Annotated in this window: 17 protein-coding genes; 6 read left to right on the top strand and 11 right to left on the bottom strand. The window is 63.8% G+C overall.

Annotated features, from left to right (window positions below; all coding sequences use genetic code 11):
* From EN749_RS05815 to EN749_RS05830, 4 genes are all read right to left on the bottom strand, one after another.
* The coding region (locus EN749_RS05815; RefSeq protein ID WP_128362723.1) for an O-antigen ligase family protein at positions 1 to 1,213 on the bottom strand (1,213 nt) is incomplete at its 3' end.
* Positions 1,210 to 2,745: an undecaprenyl-phosphate glucose phosphotransferase gene (locus tag EN749_RS05820; protein ID WP_127267065.1), complete on the bottom strand. Its 1,536-nt coding sequence runs from the start codon at positions 2,743 to 2,745 to the stop codon at positions 1,210 to 1,212. The genes EN749_RS05815 and EN749_RS05820, both read right to left, overlap by 4 nt.
* A 94-nt stretch (positions 2,746 to 2,839) precedes the next feature.
* Entirely contained in the window at positions 2,840 to 3,970 is a 1,131-nt protein-coding gene (locus tag EN749_RS05825; protein WP_127810694.1) for a glycosyltransferase family 4 protein, read from the bottom strand.
* 10 nt (positions 3,971 to 3,980) lie between these two features.
* Positions 3,981 to 4,544 carry a polysaccharide biosynthesis/export family protein gene (locus EN749_RS05830; RefSeq protein ID WP_128288401.1) on the bottom strand — a complete coding sequence of 188 codons (564 nt, stop codon included), beginning with the start codon at positions 4,542 to 4,544 and terminating at the stop codon, positions 3,981 to 3,983.
* Between the two features lie 260 nt (positions 4,545 to 4,804).
* On the opposite strand from EN749_RS05830, the gene EN749_RS05835 reads away from it, so the two are divergent.
* Complete coding sequence (locus EN749_RS05835; RefSeq protein ID WP_128362724.1) at positions 4,805 to 7,075, top strand: exopolysaccharide transport family protein; 2,271 nt, start codon at positions 4,805 to 4,807, stop codon at positions 7,073 to 7,075.
* Between the two features lie 46 nt (positions 7,076 to 7,121).
* Here the strand turns inward: EN749_RS05835 and EN749_RS05840 are convergent, their stop codons facing one another.
* Positions 7,122 to 7,958, bottom strand: coding sequence for a GNAT family N-acetyltransferase (locus EN749_RS05840; RefSeq protein ID WP_127397781.1), 837 nt, complete (start codon positions 7,956 to 7,958; stop codon positions 7,122 to 7,124).
* Positions 7,959 to 7,962: 4 nt separating this feature from the next.
* Positions 7,963 to 9,186, bottom strand: coding sequence for a GNAT family N-acetyltransferase (locus tag EN749_RS05845; RefSeq protein WP_128288402.1), 1,224 nt, complete (start codon positions 9,184 to 9,186; stop codon positions 7,963 to 7,965).
* A 91-nt stretch (positions 9,187 to 9,277) separates the two neighbouring features.
* Between EN749_RS05845 and EN749_RS05850 the strand changes: the two genes are divergently transcribed.
* A complete protein-coding gene (locus EN749_RS05850) occupies positions 9,278 to 10,336 on the top strand; it encodes a polysaccharide deacetylase family protein (RefSeq protein ID WP_128362725.1) in 1,059 nt (352 codons plus the stop codon).
* Positions 10,337 to 10,351: 15 nt separating this feature from the next.
* On the opposite strand, the gene EN749_RS05855 is transcribed toward EN749_RS05850, so the two are convergent.
* On the bottom strand, positions 10,352 to 10,567 hold the full coding sequence (locus EN749_RS05855; RefSeq protein WP_023810263.1) for a DUF2842 domain-containing protein: 216 nt from the start codon (positions 10,565 to 10,567) through the stop codon (positions 10,352 to 10,354).
* Between the two features lie 198 nt (positions 10,568 to 10,765).
* On the opposite strand from EN749_RS05855, the gene EN749_RS05860 reads away from it, so the two are divergent.
* Entirely contained in the window at positions 10,766 to 11,857 is a 1,092-nt protein-coding gene (locus EN749_RS05860) for a COX15/CtaA family protein (protein WP_127810689.1), read from the top strand.
* Positions 11,858 to 11,884: 27 nt separating this feature from the next.
* Here the strand turns inward: EN749_RS05860 and EN749_RS05865 are convergent, their stop codons facing one another.
* From EN749_RS05865 to speB, 3 genes are read right to left on the bottom strand one after another with little or no spacing between them, the layout of a single operon-like run.
* Positions 11,885 to 12,727, bottom strand: coding sequence for an aminoglycoside phosphotransferase family protein (locus EN749_RS05865; RefSeq protein WP_210214708.1), 843 nt, complete (start codon positions 12,725 to 12,727; stop codon positions 11,885 to 11,887).
* On the bottom strand, positions 12,724 to 13,650 hold the full coding sequence (gene argC, locus EN749_RS05870; protein ID WP_128362727.1) for an N-acetyl-gamma-glutamyl-phosphate reductase: 927 nt from the start codon (positions 13,648 to 13,650) through the stop codon (positions 12,724 to 12,726). Before argC ends, EN749_RS05865 begins: the two co-directional genes overlap by 4 nt.
* Before the next feature lie 30 nt (positions 13,651 to 13,680).
* Complete coding sequence (gene speB, locus EN749_RS05875) at positions 13,681 to 14,688, bottom strand: agmatinase (protein WP_023810267.1); 1,008 nt, start codon at positions 14,686 to 14,688, stop codon at positions 13,681 to 13,683.
* A 123-nt stretch (positions 14,689 to 14,811) separates the two neighbouring features.
* Here speB and EN749_RS05880 point away from each other — a divergent pair, with 123 nt between their 5' ends.
* Both EN749_RS05880 and EN749_RS05885 read left to right on the top strand, forming a co-directional pair.
* Entirely contained in the window at positions 14,812 to 16,020 is a 1,209-nt protein-coding gene (locus tag EN749_RS05880; protein WP_128362728.1) for an acyltransferase, read from the top strand.
* 97 nt (positions 16,021 to 16,117) lie between these two features.
* Positions 16,118 to 17,176, top strand: a complete 1,059-nt coding sequence (locus tag EN749_RS05885) for a glycerophosphodiester phosphodiesterase family protein (protein WP_128362729.1) — start codon at positions 16,118 to 16,120, stop codon at positions 17,174 to 17,176.
* Positions 17,177 to 17,447: 271 nt separating this feature from the next.
* Here the strand turns inward: EN749_RS05885 and EN749_RS05890 are convergent, their stop codons facing one another.
* A complete protein-coding gene (locus EN749_RS05890) occupies positions 17,448 to 18,335 on the bottom strand; it encodes an aldo/keto reductase family oxidoreductase (RefSeq protein WP_128289642.1) in 888 nt (295 codons plus the stop codon).
* A 91-nt stretch (positions 18,336 to 18,426) separates the two neighbouring features.
* On the opposite strand from EN749_RS05890, the gene EN749_RS05895 reads away from it, so the two are divergent.
* On the top strand, positions 18,427 to 19,326 hold the full coding sequence (locus tag EN749_RS05895) for a LysR family transcriptional regulator (protein WP_127810683.1): 900 nt from the start codon (positions 18,427 to 18,429) through the stop codon (positions 19,324 to 19,326).
* Positions 19,327 to 19,439 lie beyond the last annotated feature (113 nt).

Raw genomic sequence — 19,439 nt, forward strand, 5'->3', positions numbered from 1 at the left:
GTTGGTGCCTGTATTCCAGCGCGATGGCGCCCCAGATCAGGCCGAGCAGCAGGTAGACATGGCGCCAGTGGTCGATGTCGATGAAGGTGCCGAGCCCGATATTGCCGATGAAGGCGACATAGGCACACAGGAGATAGGGCTGCCACGGCCGGTCGCGCAGCAGGATGCGGAAGCCGGCTGCTATCGTCCATAAGACGAGCGCCAGGAACGACACGAAGCCGAGCCAGCCATAATCCATCAGCATCTTCAGCCAGATGTCGTGGGTGTCTTCGCCGAAGATCGTGCCGAAGACCAGCGGGCCGATGCCGAACGGATGCTCCATCGCCATCTGGAAGCCGATCCCGTAGCGGGCGAAGCGGCCGAGGCGGGCGGTGTCGTAGCTCTGTTCGAGCTGGGCACGGTTGGAGAACATCTCCGACACGCCGGGCAGCTGCAGGATGACGATGATGGCGATGACCAGCAGCGCCAGTGCTGCAATCGTCATCACCACCACACGCAGCCGGAACTTGCCGCTGGCGCTCTGCAGGAACAGGCAGCCGGTGAGCAGGACGGCCGAGACGGTGAACATGCCCCAGGCGCCGCGCGAGAAGGAGAAGAAGATGCCGGCGGTGATGATCAGCAGCGGCACCGCCAGCAGCGGCATGCGTGTCGCCGGTCCGGTCAAAAGCAGATAGAGTAGATAGATGCCGGGCAGCACCAGGAACGGGCCGAACACGTTCGGGTCCTGGAAGGCGCCGGCGGCGCGATCGTATTTGGTGAACATCTCCGCGCCCGGAAAGGCATGGAAATAGCCTGCAATGCCAAGCAGCGAGGTGGCCACGGCCGAGACCACATAGGCAATGAAGATCAGCCGGTATAGGCTCGGTTGTACGGCGGTGATCGATGCGAAGAACACCGCGCTGAAGGCGAGAAACAGCGACACGGCGAGATAGAGCGGCGTGTTGGCGAGGTCCGCCATCTGCGTCATGGAGATCATGCCGCCGATGTTCATCATCACCAGTAGCACCAGCAGCGGCGTGGCCGCGCGGGAAATCCTCAGGCCGAAAAGCGCCCAGATGGCGATCAGGCCGGCCATGTAGAGCTCATAGGGCGCCGGCTCGCTGATGACGAAGCCCGACAGCAGAATGCCGAGGAAGACCGCGCCCGACGAAATCAGCGCGACCAGCTTGGCGTTGACCGCCGCGCGCGGCAGATCATGGCTGATCGCACTCAATAGGCGTTTTCCGTATTGAGCAGCCGGAGCGGCGTCAGGAACAGGATCCGCAAATCGAACAGCAGCGACCAGTTCTCGATGTAGTAGAGATCATACTCGGTCCGCATGCGGATCTTCTCGTTGGTGTCCATCTCGCCGCGCCAGCCATTGATCTGCGCCCAGCCGGTGACGCCGGGCTTGACCTTGTGGCGGGCGAAATAGCCGTCGACCACCTCGTTGTAGAGCAGGTTGTGCGACTGCGCGGCGATGGCATGCGGACGCGGGCCGACCAGCGACAGCGAACCGAGCAGCGAGTTGAAGAACTGCGGCAGCTCGTCTATCGAGGTCTTGCGGATGAAGCGGCCGACGCGGGTGACGCGAGGATCGTTCTTGGTCACCGTCTGCTTGGCGGTCGGGTCGGCCTTGTCCGTATACATCGAGCGGAACTTGTAGACCTCGATGATCTCGTTGTTGAAGCCGTGCCGCTTCTGATGGAACAGCACCGGACCCTTGCTGTCGAGCTTGATGGCGATGGCGGTCGCCAGCATGACCGGCGAGAACACGACGATGCCGATCAGGCTGAAGACGATGTCGAAGGCGCGTTTGGCGACCGAATCCCAGTCGTTGATCGGCTTGTCGAAGATGTCGAGCATCGGCACCGCGCCGATGTAGGAATAGGCGCGCGGGCGAAATTGCAGCGCGTTGGAATGTGCCGATAGCCGGATGTCGACCGGCAGCACCCACAGCTTCTTCAGCAGCTGCAGAACGCGCGATTCGGCGGTCAGCGGCAGCGATACGATCAGCATGTCGATGCGGGCGATGCGGGCGAACTCGATCAGTTCCGAAATGGTGCCGAGCTTGGGGTAGCCGGCGACGATGGGCGGCGAGCGCTTGTCGCCGCGATCGTCGAAGATGCCGCAGATGCGGATATCGTTGTAGGGCTGCTTTTCGACCGAGCGGATCAGGATTTCCGCCGCCTTGCCGCCGCCGACGATGACGGCGCGCCGCTCCATGCGGCCATCGCGCGCCCAGGCCCGGATCAGCTTCGACATCACCAGCCTGAGGCCGAAGATGAGAACGAAGCCGATGACGAACCAACTGCCGAACAATAGGCGCGAATAGTCCTGCGACATCTTCATGACGAATGCCGTCAGCGCCATCAGGGCGAATGTGCCGGCCCAGACCAGCAGCACGCGGCCGAAATTGGCGATGGGCCGCATCAGGGCGACGATCTGGTAGCAGTCGGTGACGTCGAGCAGCACCACGGCAAGGAACGAGCCGGCTGCGATCGTCACCGGATATTGCCAGGCGAGATAATTGAAGAAACCGACATAGTGGAAATAGACGGCGAGCCCGGACAGGAACAGCAAGCCGAATTCGACCATGCGCAGGACACCGCTGACCATGATCGGTGACATCGTATCGCGCCGATACTGCGAGGCGACCTGGCGGGCGACATCGTTCATGCCGCTTGGCGTGTCGCCATCGGCCGGGCCGTCGAATTTACGCACCGCCTCTGCTGAAAAGCGGCGCGCGGGGTCGATCTCGTTCATGAGGGCTTTCCGCAAACTTCCCCACGGTCATAGCAAAAGAGAGCTAAGAAACCCTTGAAACAACGTATGGCTTTGGAACGGCTTGGCCCTGTGCCTACCTGTCGAGCGCTGCGAAATAGGCCTTCTCGATGTCGGCGGCCATCACATCGGCGCCGAAGCGTGCCTTGAGGTTGGCGCTATCGGGCATCAGGTCGCGATAGGCGACCGGGTCGGCCAGCGCCTGGCTCATCCTGTCGGCGAGCTCGATCGGGTCAGGTCGGATCAGGGCAGGGGAACCGGTGTCGAATATCTCCGGGATGCCGCCGACCGCGGTTGCGATCATCGGCTTTCCCGCGGCAAGCGTTTCCAGGACGATATAGGGCATGGCTTCGGCGCGCGAGGGAACGATGATAAGCGCGGCAAGGGCAAAGGCCTCCCTGGCCGGCATCGGCGGCAGAAAGCGGACATGGCGCTCGAGCCCGAGGCGTTTCACTTGCCCGTGGTAACGCAGAAGGTCGTCGCCGTCGCCGACCATCACCGCGGTCAGCGCGCGGCCGAACCGTGGGCCGGCAAGGGCCAATGCGTCGATGAAGATATCCGGTCCCTTCAGGTCGCGCATCATGCCGATATAAAGCAGGTCGGCTGCGTCGGGCTCGGTGATCACCGGCTCGAATTCAGTGGCGCGCAGGCCGTTATAGACGAGGGTGTTGGGAATGGGAGGCTCGCCAACCTTGTGGCGATAGGTCCGCCGCTCATAGTCCGAGACAAACAGCAGATAGTCGGTGAAGCGAGCCATGAATCGCTCGAGCGCGAAGAACAGCTTTCCGATGACCGTGCTCTCGTCATAGTGGAGCGAGCCGCCATGCGGCGAATAAAGGCGGGCTACGCGAGACCTTGATACCCGCAACAATGAGCCGAACAGACGGGCATAGGCGCCACCCTTGGCGCCGTGCCCATGCAGTACGTCCGGCCGCAATTCCTTGATGATCCTGTATGTGCGCCAAGCCGAGGCAAGGTCGCCGGGACCGACATGGCGCTGCATCGGCGTGCGATGAATGCCGAGCGCCAGCATGCCCTTCATCTGCTCGAACAAATGTTCCTCGAACGCGCCGCCCGTCGTCGAATCGCAGACGATGCCGACCGAATGCCCGGCGGCGACCTGCGCCTCGGCCAGGTCGCGCACATGCCGGAAAATTCCTCCGACGGGTGAGCGAAAGCAATGGACGATCCTGAGCCTGTCCGCCACTTGGTATCTGTCAGAACAGACGTTCGCGGACGTAGACCGTATCGCCCGGCAGCAGCGGGTCGGAGGTGACCACGCGGCCGGTCATCACCTTGCCGTTGATGTCGCGGGTGATGTCGACGCTTTCCTGGTTGGCGCGCGCCGTGAAGCCGCCGGCAATGGCGATTGCCTTCTGCACCGTCAGGCCGGGAACATAGGAATATTGGCCGGCGGCACCCACTTCGCCCATCACGAAGATCGGCCGGTAGCGGTCGATCTCGACCGAAACGTCGGGATCGCGCAGATAGCCTTGCCGCAATTTGTCGGCGATCTCCTTTTCCATCTGCTGCGCGGTGTGGCCGCGCGCCGGTATGGCGCCGACAAGCGGGAAGGAGAGATAGCCGGATTGATCGACACTGTAGGTGTTGGTCAGCCCGTCCTGCTCGAACACGGTCACGCGGACGCGGTCGCCGGCGCCAAGACGGTAGGGCTGATCGAGCACCTCATGGAAGGCGGCCGGCGTCGGCCGGTAGCTGGAACAGCCAGCCAGCATCGATACGGCAAGCAGCGCGCGAAACAGGGAAGCAGTGCTTTTCATGACCGGACAAGTACCTTCGACTGGGCCGCTGCGGCGTCGCAGCAAACATCAGGGATCGAGGCCCGTTATCATCCTGTTAGGGTTAATGGCCGGTAAAGGGAGCGGCCGACGCGTGGCGCATCGGCAAGAGTTTTTGTGATTCTTGGCGGTTTTGTTTGCCGCCCGCCAGTAAACCCTAACGGAAACTTACCACGATCTTAACGGCTGAGTTACCATAGTTGTTTACGGTGCGTGCTGACCCAGTATCGGAGTAGGGATGCATGTCCGTTCAGTCCGCGGCCGCAGATGTCGATGTCGATCTCAGGCAGCTCTTCGCCAGCCTGGCGAGGAACTGGCTGCGTATAGTCCTCGTCGTCCTGTTGGCAACCGGGCTGGCCTTTGCTTTCGCCTCGCTGGCAACCCGGCACTACAAGGCCGAGACGCAGGTGGAGATCGCGCCGCGCGAATCCATCTACACGCGGCCGGCCAGCAACAACAACGACACCGACAAGCCTATCCTCGACGAACAGGGCGTCGCCACCCAGGTCCAGATCATTTCCTCCAACGAAATCCTCAAGCAGGTCTCGCAAAAGCTTGGTCTGGAAAAACTGCCCGAGTTCAATGAAGCGCTCGACATGTCGGCGCTGAGCCGCGCTCTGGTCCTGGTCGGCCTGAAAAGCGACCCGATGGAAATTCCGACGGAAGAGCGCGTGCTCAAGAAAATGCACGAGAAGCTCAACGTCTATGGCGTCGAGAAGACCCGCATCATTGCCATCGAATTCTCATCGGAAGATCCCAAGCTCGCGGCCGCCGTACCGGACGCCATCGCCGCCGCCTATATAGCGGGGCAAGGGGCGGCCAAGCTCGAATCGAACAGCGCCGCGGCAGACTTCCTGGCGCCCGAGATCGCCGACCTGCAGCGGCAGGTCAAGGATGCCGAGGCGAAGGTCGCCGCCTATCGCGCCCAGTCCGATCTTTTGATGGGTGGCAACAATTCGGTGCTGGCCACCCAGCAGCTTTCGGAACTGTCGAGCGAACTGTCGAAAGTGCGCGCCAACCGCGCCGCGGCCGAAGCGACCGCCGACGGCGTGCGCAGGGCGCTGCAGAATGGCGGTTCGCTGGATGCTGTGCCGGAGGTTCTGTCGTCGGACCTGATCCAGCGCTTGCGTGAGCGACAGGTCGAATTGCGCTCCAACATCGCCGATCTGTCGACGACACTGCTAGGCAACCATCCGCGCATTCGCGCGCTGAAATCGCAACTGTCCGATCTCGACGCACAGATCCGCAGCGAGGCCCAGAAGATCATGAAAGGCCTGTTGATGCAGGCCGAGACGGCAAAGGCCCGCGAGAACCAGCTTGTCGCAGACGTCAACACATTGAAAGCCGCTTCGGCGCAGGCCGGCGAACAACAGGTCGATCTCGACGCACTGCAGCGCGACGCGACCGCCAAGCGACAGCAACTCGAGCTGTACCTGACCAACTACCGCGAAGCCGCTTCGCGCCAGGATCGCAACTATCTGCCGGTCGACGCGCGGATCGCCTCGAAGGCTTCGGTTCCCTCCGAGGCCTATTTCCCGAAGGTCGGGCCGATCGTCGGCGCGGCTTTCGCCGCATCGCTGCTGATCATGGCGATCGTGACGCTTCTGCGGGAGCTGTTTTCAGGCCGCGCGATGCGGCCGGCGAGCGGTTCCCGTTTCGAACGGATCGATGAGGTCGCGATGCCCCAGGTGGCGCAGGCGCCGGTCGCCAAGCCATTTGTCCGCCACGAGCCTGCCGTCCTGCAGGACCCCTTGGTTGGCCAGGAGCTGCCTGAACGTGCGGATGAAACAGATGCGGAGCCCTATGCCGCCGGAATGCCGGCCATGGCCGAGGCACCGGATGTGGTCGCAATGCCCGATACGACGGCGACAGAGCAGACGGCTGTCGAGCCCGAACCGGCGCGTTCCACCCTGGGCGAGATCGATATCGAGAAGGCTGCCGAAAAGCTGATCTCCAGCGGTGCGGCGCGCGCCATATTCGTCTCGCCGGAAGGCGACGAGGCGGCTGCATCCGCGATCCTGGTGGCGCGCGAGGTCGCCGACGCCGGGCTGCGCGTGCTGTTGCTGGACCTCACCGCGTCGGGGGCCGCCTCGCGGCCGATGCTGGACAGCGGGCTTTTCCCCGGCATCACCAACCTGCTCGCTTCGGAAGCGCAGTTCAGTGACGTCATCCATGCCGATCTCTATTCGGACTGTCACGTCATCCCGGTCGGAACCGCCGATCCGGTTCGTGCCATGCGTGCCGCCGACCGGCTGCCGATCATCATGCAGTCGCTGACGACAGCCTACGACCTGGTCGTGGTCGAGTGCGGACCGGCCGACGCGCAAGGCATCGGCCGCCTGACCGGCGATGCCACCGAGGTCTTTCTCTCCATGATGGAGGCCGACGATGAGGTGACGCAGGCTGCGGTCAAGCTGATCGAGAACGGCTACCCCGACCTCACGCTGGTGACGCCGCTCGGCCACGAACCGCCCGGCAATCCGGTGCCGGGAAGGCGCACTGCCGCTGCCTGAGGGGAGCCCCGGATCGCCGGCGGGGCCGTTCTGCGGTTCGCCCGATCTATCCCAGTTCAAGCGTCGTTACGCCGAACACCCTTCGCAGGTCCAATTCCGGGGCAGGACCCTTGTACATGCGCGTGGTGGTGAAGGTCGGCGCAAAGCCGGCCGCATCGAGCGCAGTTATGAAGCCGGCGTTATCGGCGGGGACGTCGATGTGCATCTCGCCGCCCTCGCAGGCACCGGCCAGTCCCTCCAGGAGTTGCAAAGCGATTTCTATATCGTCGGCAAACAGCGGGCCGATCTTGAAGCCGGATCGACAGCTGCGCGCCACGCCAAAACCGGTCGCGCCGCGCGAATTGATCGCCGCCAACCCATGATGCGGCTCCTGCAGCCATCGCTTCAGAAAGGTGCCTCGGGGCGCCGGAAAACAATGGGCGTCATAGGCGACGATGCCGGACAGGAGCTGCGTCGTAATCATCCGCAACCCATCGGCCCTGACCGGCTGGCCTGCCATGCGCCCGGTGAAGCGGATGGTCTCATAGGCCGGCGCGAAGCCCTTGCGCCGGTAATTGGCCTGCTGCTCGGCGACGCCGTCGAGGCCGACAGTCCGGCCCGAGAGCCTTTTCATGCCGGCGTCCCACACGGCCTTGCCGTAGCTCATGCCGCGCATGTCAGGCCGGCAGATGTAGAGGCCGATGAAACCGAATTCGCTTCCATAGGCCACGGCCGAAATTGCCGCGACCATGTCGTCGCCGACAAAGGCGCCGATGAAGCCTTCGGGGTCCGCGGCCTGGAACATCGCCGGGTCTTCATGACCTGGGTTCCAGCCTTCCGCGGCCGCCCAGTCGACGAGAAGCGCCAGTTCCTGCAGGGACAGTGTGCGGATGATCGGCTTCATGGCGTCAGCTATCTTCTTCCGCGGGCGCTGCCTGGCCGGCGGCTTTGCGGCGCAGCACTTTGGTCAGCTTCCAGATCGTCGGGCTGTTCTTGACGAAGGCCTTCAGCCGTGCGCCTTGCCGAAGCGTCAGCGCCAGCATGCGGCCCTTCACGGTCAAGGGGACCAGCACTTCGAAATGCCGCGTTTCGATATCGCACCACAGCCGCTTGTAAGGCTCATCTCCGACCGAAAAGTCATAGACCTCGAAACCGGTCTCGCAGGCTTCCTGGATGTTGTCGAAGAACAGGAAGTCGCCGGGGCTGGCGTGCCCAAGATCGTCCTCGGCGATCGCTCCGAATTCGCAGATCAGGCGTTTGCCCAAGCGGCTTGAACCGGTGATGGCGCGCAGCTTGCCGGCAACCTCGAGCCCGTGCAGCACGAAGGAAGGCCTGTCCTCGGCAAGCGCCTGCATGAACAGCGCGCGGAAGAAGCCGCGTACCTGTGCGTCGCCAAAAACATTGGCGATGCCCATCTTGCGGAAGCGGAGTTCCTTCATCTCGAAGAAGGCGTCGAGCAGTCTGCCCACCTCGTCGGGGGTGCGGGCCCCGATGCGCCGATAGCTGCCTACGGCCTCGAATTTCCGGATCTGCGACCGGTGCTTCTTGCGTTTGCGTTTGCCGCTGGCGCGGGAAAGCAGCGCATCGAAGCCGCCGGCGAGATCGACGGCCAGCGACAGGTTGGGGCTGGAAAAATGCTCAAGCGATGCGAGCGGATTGGCGACGCCGTCGAGATCGGGCAGCAACCTCTCGAGCGCGACCAGATCGATGTCCGGGCGTGCCTTGGCGATGGCCGCCAGCACCGATCGGAGGGCCGGTATATCCGCTTTGGCCAGCCAGTTCGGGTCCGCGGCGACGAAGTTGCCGTTGGCGTGGCGCCCACCCATGAAGCGGGCGATCCGGAACGGCCCCCTGGCGGCAACCTCCAGCGCCAGCGAGAAAACCGGTTTGCCCTCGGCACTCAGCGTCGCGACGAGCAGGTCCGGTCGTGTCTCGGCCGCCCAGTTCTGGACCCAGGCAGCACTCTGCGCCGGCCCAAACAGGGCCGAGCGGCAGAACTCGGCATAGGCCGCGAGTCCGTCCGTGGACGCCACTGAAATCGACAGGCCGGCATGGTCCCGTGGCAAGGGGCGCGACGATGCCTCGGTGGCCGCAAGCCGATTGCCGTCAAATGACGCGGTTGCGTCAACCATACCTCAATCCTTAAGACGTATTGATCGCGATTTGGGGGTTCGCATAGGCGCATTCCGTGCTTGGATCAGCCTAGGCGCAAAAGGTGAATGAATGATCGACGGCGGGGAGGCAATCCGGAAACTGGCGCTGAACGTCGCCCGCTATACCGGCCTTGCACCGCTGGCCAAGCCGTTCATCGGCGGCATTGGCGCCATCCTGATGCTGCACCGTGTTACCGCCACGCCGGAAAGGCCGGACAGCGTCAACCGGCATCTGAATATCGCGCCCGGCTTCCTTGACGCCATGATCGCGGACATGAAGGCGCATGGCTATGCCTTCGTCTCCATGGACGAAGCCGTTGAGCGCATCAAAGCAGGCGGCAAGGGCGGTCAGTTTGCCACGATCACCGCCGACGACGCCTATCGCGACAACATGACCGAGGCGCTGCCGGTGCTGGAGAAGCATGGCGCGCCAATCACCATCTATGTCGCGCCCGGGCTGATCAACGGCACCGCCGACCTGTGGTGGGATGTGGTCGAGGACATCGTCAACGCGCGCGATATCCTCACGCTGACGCGGCCGAATGGTCCGCTGACGATCGATTGCTCGACCCCCGCGAAAAAGCTGCAGGCCAATGCACGCCTGCACGCCTATCTCACCTCCGAAATCCGCGAGGAGGACCTGCAGGCCGTGTTGCGTGACCTGGCTCGCGCAAACGGCATCGACGCCGACGGCCCACGCTTGCGCACATTGATGAGCTGGGATGAAATCCGTCGCATCGCCGCGCATCCGCTGGTGACGATCGGCGCCCATACGATCAACCACAGCAATCTGAAGCGGCTCTCAGAAGCCGATGCCCGGCACGAGGTTGGCGACGTGCGCGCCATGTTGCAGGCCGAACTGGGCGAAATGCCCCGCCATTTCGCTTATCCCTATGGCTATGCCAGCGCTGTCGGCTGCCGCGAGGTCGGCTTTGCCCGCGACGCAGGCTATACCTCCGCCGTGACGACGCGCCACGGCGTGCTGCGCGCCGAGCATGCCGGGTTCCTGCACGCCTTGCCGCGCATTTCCGTCAACGGCCGCTACCAGAGCCTCGCCCACATCCGCACCATGCTGTCGGGCGTGACGACGCCGCTCGCCAACGCCGGCAAGATGGTCGTCACCATCTGACGCTGGCGGTTTCGCCTATCGCTTGGCCCTCGGCTCCAGCATCAGCCATTTGATGATGCCCATTGCCGGCAGCACCCAGAGCAGGCCGCTGAGCAGGAAGAACAGGAAATGCACCCACGGACCCGACTCCGACAGCCGGGCGACCGCGAAGATCGATGCGACCAGCGCATAGACGATGACCAGCGCGACCAGCAGAAACATTCCGATCAGCTTTTTCAGGCGCAGGGGCATGGCTGGTCTCCTGATCGAGCATGCCGGAATTCGCACAAGAGGCCTGGCAGGCTCAAGGGGTATCGGCCTCGCATAGGCCTTGAGGCGAGACTGTGCAACCGGTGAGACGCGGCGCGACGGCGTGCCGCGCCGTATGGTCTTGCCAGCACGGGTGCGATGGTCCACCAATCCGCCAAATCAACCTGCCGGGACAAGATCATGGCTGCCATATCAGCTGCCGCGCCATACGTCGCCCGCGACCGCGACCTGCATAACCGGGCGCTGCTGCGCGGCTGGCTCTATGTGGTGCTTCTGGTGCTGTTTGCGCTGGTGCTGGTCGGCGGCGCCACAAGGCTCACCGATTCCGGCCTGTCGATTACGCAGTGGAAGCCGATCCATGGCGTGATCCCGCCGCTCAACGATGCCGAGTGGCAAGAGGAATTCCAGCTCTACCAGCAGATCCCGCAATATGCCGAGCTCAACAAGGGCATGAGCATCGAGGCGTTCAAGTCGATCTTCTGGTGGGAATGGGCGCACCGCATCCTGGCGCGCAGCGTCGGCCTGGTCTTTGCCCTGCCGCTGCTGTTCTTCTGGGCGACGCGCCGCATCGAACGCGGCCTGGGAGCGAAGCTGGTGGGCATTCTCCTGCTCGGCGGCCTGCAAGGCGCCATCGGCTGGTGGATGGTGGCTTCAGGATTGGTCGACCGGGTCTCCGTCAGCCAGTACCGGCTGGCGACCCACCTGACACTCGCCGCGCTGATCTTCACCGCCACCATGGTGGTCGCGCGAGGATTGGCGCCGCATTCCGAACCCGCCGCCGATCGGTCGACGCAGAGGCTGGCCGGGTTCATCGTGCTGCTGGCGCTGATCCAGATCTATCTCGGCGGCCTGGTCGCCGGGCTCGACGCGGGCTTAAGCTACAACACCTGGCCGTTGATGGACGGCAAGATCATCCCTGGCGATCTGCTGATCCTCGAGCCGGCGTGGCGCAACTTCTTCGAGAGCCCGAAGACGGTGCAGTTCGTCCATCGGTTTGGCGCCTACACGGTATTCGTCGTGGTATTGTGGCACATGATCGCCACGCGCCGGCGGCTGCCTGAAACAACGCATGCGCGGCGCGCGACGCTGCTGTTTCTACTGGTGCTGGTCCAAGCTTCGATCGGCATCGGCACGCTGCTGATGCATGTGCCGCTGCATATGGCGCTGACCCATCAGGGATTTGCGCTGATCGTGCTGGGTTTTGCCGCCGCACACTGGCGCGGCACCAAGGGCGCCTATCCCTTGCCGGCGGGAATAGCGCTCAGGGGCTGATCTTGGAGCTGATCTACCGGGTCCGGATCAGAAGCTTGCCCGTACCGCCCGGATCGCCTTGACGACCGACAATTCGCGGTTCTCCTCGACCGCATTGTCGTCCTCATGATGCCAGGATGCCGAAAGGCAGCCATAGGCGATGGCATGATCAAGGATAGCGGCCGGTGTCTGGCCCAGAGTGTTGGCAAAGATCCCGGCCATACCAGCGATCCGCTCGGGGTCGAGGCAGAGATCGTCCCGCTCGAGCGGGTTGTAGAACATGTTCGCCGCATCGAAGCCGGGGTCGCCGAGCACGCCCTTCGGATCGATAGCCAGCCAGCCGCGCGGTCCGTGCAGGATGTTCTCGTGATGCAGGTCGCCATGCAGTGGCCTGATATCGTGCGGATCGGTCAGCAGCCGGTCGGCAATAGTGGCGGCCTCGACATAGAGGCCGTCATGGCCGGCGTCGCGATCGGCATTCGCCTTGTTGAACAGGCTGGCGAAGCGTTCCCGGAGCGGCTGAAGTTCGGGCGGGAAGGGGTCTTTCCCCTGTGAAAACAGCTTCGCCATCACCTCGGCCGCAATTGCGGTCGCTACAAAGTCGCCCTGTTCGTCGAGAACTTGCTGAAGCAGCGTTTCACCGGCATATTCCAGCAGCATGCTGTGGCCGTCGCGGCCGAGCAGGCGCACCGCGCCTTCGCCGCGCCGCCAGGCGAGATAATGCTCGCCGCGCAACTCGTCGGCGACGTCGTCGAAATGCTTGAGCGCCTTGACGATCGCCGGCGACCCGTCTTCGCGCAAAACCTTCCAGATGCGGCTCGAAAAGGTCTCGGCAATGAGTTCGGGCGCGCTGACTTTCCAGCGCGCCGGAAAGGCTGGCGCGTCCATCAGAGGCCGAGCATCAGGTCCATGTTCTGCACGGCGGCACCCGAGGCACCCTTGCCAAGATTGTCATAGACCGCCAGCAGCAGGGCCTGCGCCCGTTTGTCATTGGCAAAGACATAGACCTTCATCCGGTTGGTGCCGTTGTAGACCTCGGGATTGATCTCCGGCATGCGCTCCGAATGCGCATAGGGCGCCACTTCGACCACGCCGCCCTTGATGGCGGCGAAATGGTCGGCAATCGCCGCATGCAGCTCCGCACCGGTCGGCACATGGTCGAGGCTGCCAAGCTGCAACGGCACCACGGTGATCATGCCTTGCGCGAAATTGCCGACCGCCGGCTGCATGATCGGATCATGCGACAGCCTGGCATAGGCCCTCAATTCCGGCACGTGCTTGTGCCGAAGCGTGAGGCCGTAGGGCAGGAATTCCGAGGCTTCCTCGCCCTTGGCGACATAGTCCTCGATCATCGGCCGTCCGCCGCCCGAATAGCCCGAAATGCCGTTGACGGTGATCGGGAAATCCGCCGGCAGCAGGCCTGACGTGACCAGCGGCCGTAGCGTGGCGATCGGTCCCTGCGGCCAGCAGCCTGGGTTGGCGACGCGTTTTGCCGAGGCGATCGCCTTTGCCTGGTCCTTGTCCATCTCGGCGAAACCATACGCCCAGCCTTCCGCCACGCGATGCGCGGTCGACGCATCGATGACCTTGGTGGTGTCGTTGGCGATCAGCGAGACGCTTTCCTTCGCCGCGTCGTCAGGCAGGCACAGGATCGCGACATCGGCGGCGTTGAGAAACTCGCCGCGCGCCGCCGTTTCCTTGCGGCGTTCGGTCGGGATGGAAATGATCTCCAGATCACTGCGCTCGGCAAGCAGCGCCCTGATCTGCAGGCCGGTGGTGCCGTGTTCGCCGTCGATGAAGATTTTCGGTTTCATGGGTTGATCAAATTCCCTGATATTTCAAGATTATATGCCCTGCCCTTGAATCACTGCGGCACCATTGTGGTTGCCGTTGTTCAACTCTTCAAGCCGGGCCTTTCGCTCAGCCAGCAGGCCGAGATATTGCATGGCCACCATAGAGCCGGCGATCGCCGTTATATCGGCGTGATCATAGGCCGGCGCAACCTCTACGACGTCGGCACCGACAATATCGATCTGGTTGAGTTGGCGCAGCGTCGACAGGATCTTCGCCGAGGACGGCCCGCCGGCAACTGGCGTGCCTGTGCCAGGCGCGTAGGCCGGATCGAGGCAGTCGATGTCGAAGGTGAGGTAGGTCTTCTTGCCGCCGGTGCGGTCGACGATGGCGTAGGCGATATCGGACGCCCGCATCTCCTCGATTTCATGGCCATGGAGGATCTTGATGCCGAACGTGTCGGGTGCATGGGTGCGGATGCCGATCTGGATCGAGCGGTCGGGGTCGATGATGCCTTCCTTGACGGCACGGCCGACGAAGGATCCGTGGTCGATGCGCTTGCCGTCGTCCGGCCAGGTGTCCTGATGGGCGTCGAACTGCACCAAGGCGAGCGGACCATGGATGGCGGCATGCGCCTTGAGCAGCGGCCAGGTGACGAAATGATCGCCGCCGAGCGTCAGCAGGAAGGCGCCGGATTTCAGGATCTTGGCCGCTTCACGTTCGATCGTGCCGGGTGTCTTCTGGTGATTGCCCGAATCGAGCAGGCAATCGCCATAGTCGACCACCGCCAGATGCTCGAACAAATCGCGTGAGAACGGATATTGCGGGTCGTTATCGAGGATCGCCGAGGCGCGGCGGATCGCCTGCGGCCCGAAGCGGGCGCCGGGCCGGTTGGTGACGGCGGCATCGAAGGGAATACCCCACACCACAGCATCCGCGCCCTTCACGTCTTTTGTGTATTTGCGGCGCATGAACGACAGCGCGCCGGAATAGGTCGGCTCGAACGCGGCGCCCGTTTTGGAACGGGCGGTGAAGGCGTTGTCGATGTTGTTGTTCGCCATTACGGATCCTCGTTTTTCATCGGGGTGCAACAACTACAGAACCGGCACGGAAGATGCCAGTCACAGCTTGGCGAGACGGAATGGCGCTGCCCGAGTGCCACGGCAAGACAGGATTGTATCATCATGACGCAGACCGCGTTTCTCAACCCCACCCGTGTCGTGGCGTCGGCCCGCACCGGCACGGTCGCCGGCGAACGCTTCCTGGTGCTCGATTCGTGGCGCGGCATCTGCGCGCTTCTGGTGGCGCTGTTTCACTTTCCGACCGCTTCGACGATTTCGCAAAGCGCCTTCATCGGTTCGTCCTATCTGTTCGTCGATTTCTTCTTCGTCCTTTCCGGTTTCGTCATCGCCAGCAGCTACGGCGATCGGCTGAACCAGCCGGAACAGGTCGCGCGCTTCGCACTGGTCCGTTTCGGCCGCATCTACCCGCTGCATCTGCTCATGCTTGCCGCCTTCGCCGGCTTCGAGTTGCTGCGGCTGATGCTGCCGCAATTGCACGGCACCGGGGCTGCCCCCTTCAGCGGAGGCTTCGACCTCGGCAGCCTGCTTGCCAATCTTCTCCTGCTCCAGGGTGTCGGCTTCGAGGATCAATTGACCTGGAATGCGCCAAGCTGGAGCATTTCGGCCGAGTTCTTCGCCTATCTCCTGTTTGCCGGCGTGGTCTTCGTCGCCGGTGCGCGCGCCTGGATATGGTTCGTCGCCGCCGCCGTCACCGCGCCGCTGTTCCTGCTCGGCTTCTCGACCCATCATATGGATGTGTCCTTCGATTTCGGCTTCATCCGTTGCCTGTACGGCTTCTCGCTCGGCGCCTTGCTGGCCTGGTTTCAGCATGATTCCATTGCAGGGGCGCGACAGGCCCTCGCCAGGAGCGGCCCGCGGATGGACTGGACCCTTGCCGAAATCGTCATGGTGACCGTCATCGTGCTTTTCGTCTCGCTGGCGGGCGGCAATGATTTCGGCATCGCGGCACCCCTGGTGTTCGCGCTGGCGCTGTTCCTGTTCGCCCATGAGGGCGGCTGGATCAGCGCCCTGCTGAGAACCCCGTTCATGTTGACGCTCGGCGCGCTGTCCTACTCGATCTACATGGTCCACATTTTCGTCCAGGCGCGCCTGATCAACATCGCCGGGCTCGTCGAGCGCAAGCTCGGCCTCGGCCTGATGGGCGATTTCATGCTGCGCGGCCAGCCTGCCACCGGCTTCGGCGCCGGCTGGACCGGAGCATTGGCGATCGTCGTCATGCTCGCGGCCACCATTGCCGCCTCCTGGATCACCTGGCGTTTTGTCGAGATGCCGGCCATGGCGTGGTTCCGCCGGCTCTCGAAACGCATCTGACGCGCACTCCCCGCGAACAACCGCTAGCCGGCTTCGTTCACCTGGATGTCACGAGGGTCGCCTATCCCGATCTCGATCCGGCAAGGAGCGATTCTCGATGCGGACCATCTGGCTGAGCCTTCTGTTTTCCTCGGCACTTGTGGCCTTTTCTGACCAGTCATTGGCCGGCGAGACCCGCGCCAGGCAGATTCTTGACCGCTTCGAGCACGCCAACCAGTGGCGCGACCACGTCATGGTGGTCGCGCATCGCGCCGGCAGCATGCAGGCGGGCAAGACGCTCTACGCGGAAAATTCGATTGCCGCCGTGGAGGGGTCGATCGCCATGGGCGCAGAAATCGTCGAGGTCGATATCAGGCGCTCGAAGGACGGTGAGTTCGTCGTCATGCATGACAGCTGGCTCGACCGCACCACCACCTGCAAGGGCGAGGTGGTCAAATACACCCTGGCCGAACTGAAGACCTGCAGGCTGGTGGTCGAAGGCACCGGTGCGGTGACGGGTGAAACAGTCTCGACGCTGCGCGAGATGCTGATGGCGACCAGGGACAGGACCCTCATCAACCTCGACAACAAGCTCGACGTCGGCGACCTCTCGGGCATGATCGCGGTGGCTCGCGATCTCGGCATGGCCGAGCAGGTTATCGTCAAGGAGAATTTGTGGAACCAGAACCGGATCACCACGGTCCAGGCGGCAATGACCGCTATCGGCGGCGGCTTCCAGTTCATGCCGATCATCGCCGATGACGCGGTGCGTGATGCCGGCTTCGCCAGGACGGTCGGCCATGCCTTTTCGCCGCGCGCAATCGAGCTGATCAACTGGCGGGCAGGCGCCGAGACGCTGACCGAGACCGGCGGGCCGTTGTTCAGCACGCGCATGCGCGCGGCCGCGGTCAGGGGCAACTGGCACATCTGGGCCGACACCTACGCCATCGCCAACAAGCCGGGAGGCTTCCTGGCCGGCGGCCGCGGCGACGAACTGGCGGTGCAGGCCAGCCTGCCGCGCGAAGTCTGGGGTTTTTGGGCCGATCGCGGCGCCACAATCATCCAGACGGACGAGCCGAAGGCAGCCATCGTATGGCTGACGGCGAATGGTTTTCGCGTGCCTTATGCCGACGAGGCGCGGCCGGCTGAGCCGGCGAACACGGCGAGCATCAACTAGCAATTCGACGCTGGCGCTGTCACCCACCTTGGGAACGCCGGCGCCATCACCCCACCCGGCGCTACGCGCCGACCTCCCCATCGAGGGGAGGTGGAGGTCGCCGCCAGTCTCGACGCATTGAGTAGACCGCTGAGCCGGCAGGCGTTGCAAGGGTGTCTGTATGTAAAGCGCGGCGCCCTACCTCCCCTTGATGGGGAGGTCGGCGCGTAGCGCCGGGTTGGGTGACAGCCGAGACCCAACAGGCAGCATATGCTCCCGGTGGGGCGCCCTATCAAGCAGCCATCGCCATCCCATCCAACTCCCCAAGCACATCATCCGAAAGCTCCAGTTCGGCAGCCGCGAGGTTCTCCCTGAGATGTCCGACCGACGATGTGCCGGGAATCAGCAGGATGTTGGGCGCGCGGCGCAGCAGCCAGGCGAGCGCAACCTGCATTGGCGTGGCGCCGAGGCGTGTTGCGACGTCCGACAGGGTGGAGGATTGCAGCGGGTTGAAGCCGCCGAGCGGGAAGAACGGCACATAGGCGATGCCGTCGCGGGCAAGGTCGTCGATCAGGGCGTCGCCGCCGCGATGCGCAAGATTGTACTGATTCTGCACGCAGACGATCTCGGCGATACGGCGCCCTTCGGCGATCTGCGCCGGCGTCACGTTGCTCAGCCCGATATGTTTGACCAGGCCTTTCTGTTGAAGCCCGGCCAGCACGGTGAGCGGCGCTTCGATCGACCCTTCGGCTGGACCATGGGTATCGAACATGATGCGCAAATTGACCACATCAAGCACCTCGAGCCCGAGATTGCTTAGATTGTCATGCACGGCCTGGGTCAGCTCTTCCACGGAAAAGGCCGGCAACCACGATCCATCCGCGCCGCGCCGGGCGCCAATCTTGGTGACGATGACGAGATCGTCAGGGTAGGGCGCCAGCGCTTCGCGGATCAAAAGGTTGGTGACGTGCGGTCCATAGAAGTCGCTGGTGTCGATGTGGTCGACGCCTTGCGTCACGGCCTCGCGCAGCACGGCCAATGCCGCGTCATGGTCCTTGGGCGGCCCGAACACGCCGGGTCCGGCGAGTTGCATGGCACCGTAGCCGAGCCGCTTCACGGTGTGGCTGCCAAGCTTGAAGGTGGCGGGGGCGAAGGTGCCGGATTGTTGGATGTTGGACATGATTGATCTCCTTTGAGGAGGCAGAGATAGGCGCTGCCCAACCTCGTGATAATCCGGTACAATCCACACAGGCCGTGCGGAATGGCGAACAATGATGGACCTCAGCGATCTGAACGCCTTCGTGGCGGTGGCGCGCGCCGGCGGTTTTCGCGATGGCGCGCGTGCGAGCGGCGGCAGCGCCTCCGGCTTGAGTGAGGCGGTGCGTCGCCTGGAAGTGCAGCTCGGTGTCAGGCTGTTCAACCGCACGACGCGCAGCGTTGTCCCGACCGAGGCGGGCCTCAGCCTGCTGGAGCGGCTCGGTCCGGCGCTGTCGGAGGTGGAGGCGGCGCTGGACGTGGTGAACGGCTTTCGCGACAGGCCGGCGGGCTCGCTGCGTCTCAATGTGCCGGTCAGCGCCGCGCGGTTGATCTTGCCCGATATCGTGCCGGGTTTCCTCGCCGCCTATCCCGGCATCCGTCTGGAAGTGATCGCCGATGAGAACTTTGTCGATGTGCTGGCGGCCGGGTGTGACGCCGGCATCCGCTATGACGAGCGGCTGGAGCAGGACATGATCGCGGTGCCGATCGGACCGCGCGTGCAGCGCTTCGCCACCGCTGCCAGCCCTGCCTATCTTGCTCGTCATGGGCGGCCGCAACACCCGAGCGACCTGCTTGGCCACTCTTGCGTGCGCGGGCGCTTTTCCAGCGGTGCGATGCTGCCTTGGGAGTTCGAGCGCGACGGTGAGGTGGTGCGGGTCGATCCGACAGGGCCGCTGATCGTGCGGATCGGCGGCGCGACCGATCTTGCCGTCGATGCGGCCATCGCCGGCACCGGCATCATCGGCCTCTTCGAGGGCTGGCTTCGCCCCTACTTCGAAAGCGGCGCGCTTGAGCCCATTCTCGAACCGTGGTGGCCGAGTTTTCCCGGACCGTTCCTCTATTATCCCGGCCGGCGGCTGGTGCCGGCCCCGCTGCGGGCGTTCATCGACTATATCAAGGGCGGCAAGGCCTGACCTGTTTATGCCGGCGCCTTCACCCCACCCGGCGCTACGCGCCGACCTTCCCATCGAGGGGAGGTAGGGCGTCGCGCTCTTCTACCTCCCCTCGATGGGGAGGTCGCGCAGGC

Source organism: Mesorhizobium sp. M7A.F.Ca.ET.027.02.1.1, from assembly GCF_004022985.1.
Taxonomy (GTDB): domain Bacteria; phylum Pseudomonadota; class Alphaproteobacteria; order Rhizobiales; family Rhizobiaceae; genus Mesorhizobium.